Annotated in this window: 3 protein-coding genes; 2 read left to right on the top strand and 1 reads right to left on the bottom strand. The window is 54.8% G+C overall.

Translation table 11 applies throughout. The annotated features are described in order from the left end of the window. On the top strand, positions 1-1,841 hold a 1,841-nt coding region (locus ACOSYY_RS10970; protein WP_421662398.1), incomplete at its 5' end, for a hypothetical protein. 356 nt (positions 1,842-2,197) lie between these two features. After that, positions 2,198-2,548, top strand: coding sequence for a hypothetical protein (locus ACOSYY_RS10965; protein WP_421662396.1), 351 nt, complete (start codon positions 2,198-2,200; stop codon positions 2,546-2,548). A gap of 52 nt (positions 2,549-2,600) precedes the next feature. Here the strand turns inward: ACOSYY_RS10965 and ACOSYY_RS10960 are convergent. After that, on the bottom strand, positions 2,601-2,892 hold a 292-nt coding region (locus ACOSYY_RS10960; RefSeq protein WP_421662395.1), incomplete at its 5' end, for a JAB domain-containing protein.

Below are 2,892 nucleotides of genomic sequence, written 5' to 3'. Positions count from 1 at the left end.
TGCCTTCAGAATGGACTGCCGTCGATACGGCCACCACGGATGCGAAGTCTCGTGATTTTCTACGCAACCGGTTTGAAGCCTGCTATCCGTTTCATCCGGCCACACTCTCCGTCTTTCAGCGGAAGTGGCAGGCACTTCCCCAGTATCAGCAGACACGCGGCACCCTCGCGATGCTGGCACAATGGATATCCTGGGCCTACCGTGACGGGTATCAACGTGCGCGGCGAGAACCGCTCATCACCCTCGGATCGGCTCCGCTCGAGGTCCCTGAATTTCGTGCTGTGATCTTGGGTCAGTTGGGAGAGATGCGCCTCCTTCCGGCAATCGAGACTGATTTGACGAATGAGCACAGTCATGCCAAGGCGCTTGATGTGAATGCAAAGGGCGCTCTCCGCGATCTTCACATTCGTGTTGGCACCGCCATCCTTTTTGAATCATCGGGAGGTCAGGGCGACAAGATCGCGCATCTTCCCGAGCTCCGGTTTGCCTTAGGCGAGCCAGATACGGAGACTACATCTTTCGACAATGCGGCAACGGCACTGGAGTCTAAAGGCTATTACATCAGGAAAGTCGGACATGATGGCTTCCGCTTTGGTTACAAACCGACCCTGAAAAAGGTCGTCAGCGACCGACGTGCTTCACTGGATGATGAGGAAGTACGGAAGGCTGGCTTAATGGTAGTCAGAAAGGAATTCGAGCGAGGCGCTTCTTTACCGTGCGTAATGTTCCCAGAAGATGGGACAGCCATCCAAGATACCCCGCGCCTCACCCTCGTGATTCTCGACCCCGAATCGGAATGGCGCGGCAACGGTGCACTCCGAAATACGATTGCCGAATGGACCAAGCAGCGCGGCAAATCCCCTCGCTTGTACCCTGGCTCATTGATTTGGTGTGCCCGGAAGCCAAGTCGTGATTTGAAAGACAAGCTTGAGCTCTGGCTTGCTTGGAAACGCGTCGAGAAGGACCTTGCCGACGGCATTCTTGCCGGCGATTTTGACCGCGCTGATCGCTCAGATGTGACCGCTAAGGTGCTCGAAGCGGAGGATGCCGCCAGAGACGAAGTCTGGGCAAGTTACCGCTATGTGGTACTCGCGGATAATAAGGAAGCGGATGGTCTAAGGGTGATTGACCTAGGGGCAGGACATGCGAGCAACACAGAAACGCTGTGCGGACGTGTTCTCACTACGCTGAAATCCCAAGCACTCCTCAACGAATCGCCGGGCGCAAGTTACTTGGAAAGGAAATGGCCAGAGGCCTTTAAGGAATCTGGCGCGTGGCCCCTCGTGAGTCTTCGCCAGGCATTCTTGAACGGTTCAATGGAACGGTTGATTGATCCTGATGTCTACCTCCGACGCAGTATTCCAGAATTTGTTACACGCGGCGATTTCGGTCTAGCTTCAGGACAACATGCTGGTGGAGCCTATACGAGGCTATGGTTTGAAGAAATGCTCCCCGCTGATGAAGTGGCCTTCGACGCCGATGTCTATTTGATTCTCAGGTCAAGAGCCAAGGCTCTGAAAACACAACCTCAAGTCCCTAGTACAGGTGGCCAGGCTGTTATTGTCCAACCTGCGCCGATCATTCCAGAGCCAGAAGCACCAAGCCCAACAATAACAGCGGCTAAGAAGACATTGCACATTACCGGCTCAATTCCTCCAGAAGTCTGGAACCGCCTGGGTACCAAGCTCCTGCCCAAGCTTCGCAGTGGATCGGACTTGCGGCTTGGCTTGGACTTCACCGTAGAGTTGGAAGCGGACCAGGTTACAGCGTTCCAAACCGAACTCAGACAGGCGTTGCAGGACTTGAACCTCGCACAAGCTGTGCGGATCGACATTCAATAAGCCGAATATGGAGACAATGAAATGGCCCTCATTCGTTGCAGTAACTGCGGGGTGAAGCCGCCCGGCCGTGGCGGGTAGAAACGCAACTATGTCAGGAGTGTGCAACCTCTTGGACATCCGACAAGCGCACTTATATGCGGGACTCCATCTTGCACCGGTGTCGGCCGCATTTGGTTAGAAAAAGCAGAGTCCGACGCATACAACAAGGGCGAAAGGATTGTTGCTCTGCAGACTAATACTACCAAGGTACGTGCTCAGTAACCGATTCAAGCCTCGCCCTATAACGTAGTTTGATCTTCGGTCTTGGAAAGGGGTAAGTTAAATCGAGTACTTGGGAGATCAAAGTGGGTCTAGCCATGCTCATCGTTTGGATTTTCGGTTTCCTCCTATCCGCCATTCCCACCTCCGCTGAGTTCGGCTTCGACGAGAAGTACGAGCGGGACTACAACATCTTCAATCCGATCAATCAACTGCGCCCTGACAATCCCCTGAACCCGATCAATTCGGTGGATCCCAGCAATCCCTTCAACCCCATCAACAGCGTCGATCCGGGGAATCCCGCAAATCCGATCAATCGGTACAACCCAAACAATCCCTTCAACCCCATTAACGAAGTCAACCCGAACAATCCGCTGAACCCGATCAATCAGTACAACCCCAACACGCCTTTCAGACCGCTCAACACTTTCCCCGACCGTCAACGCTAGCCACCTGCCAGTATCAGAACAGTGGGGGACTGAGGGTGAGCACTCATTCTCCCTACAGTTCTCGGTGATCGGCGAAGCTGTAGTAGCGGTCCTCGCCCAGCACCACATGATCAAGCACGCTGATGCCGAGCAGCTCGCCGCTGTCTTTGAGGCGCCGGGTCAGGGCGCGATCTTCTTGACTGGGAGTCGCATCGCCGCTCGGATGGTTGTGCGCCAGGATGACGGCGCTGGCGTTCATCAGGATCAGTGGCTTGAAGACTTCGCGGGGGTGGACGATGCTCAGGGTGACCGATCCGATGCTCACGGTGTTGATGCCGATGACGCTATGTTTCGCGTCAAGGGCT

Source organism: Nitrospira sp. BLG_2 (assembly GCF_049222245.1).
This window is presented reverse-complemented; position numbering and strand designations above follow the sequence as displayed.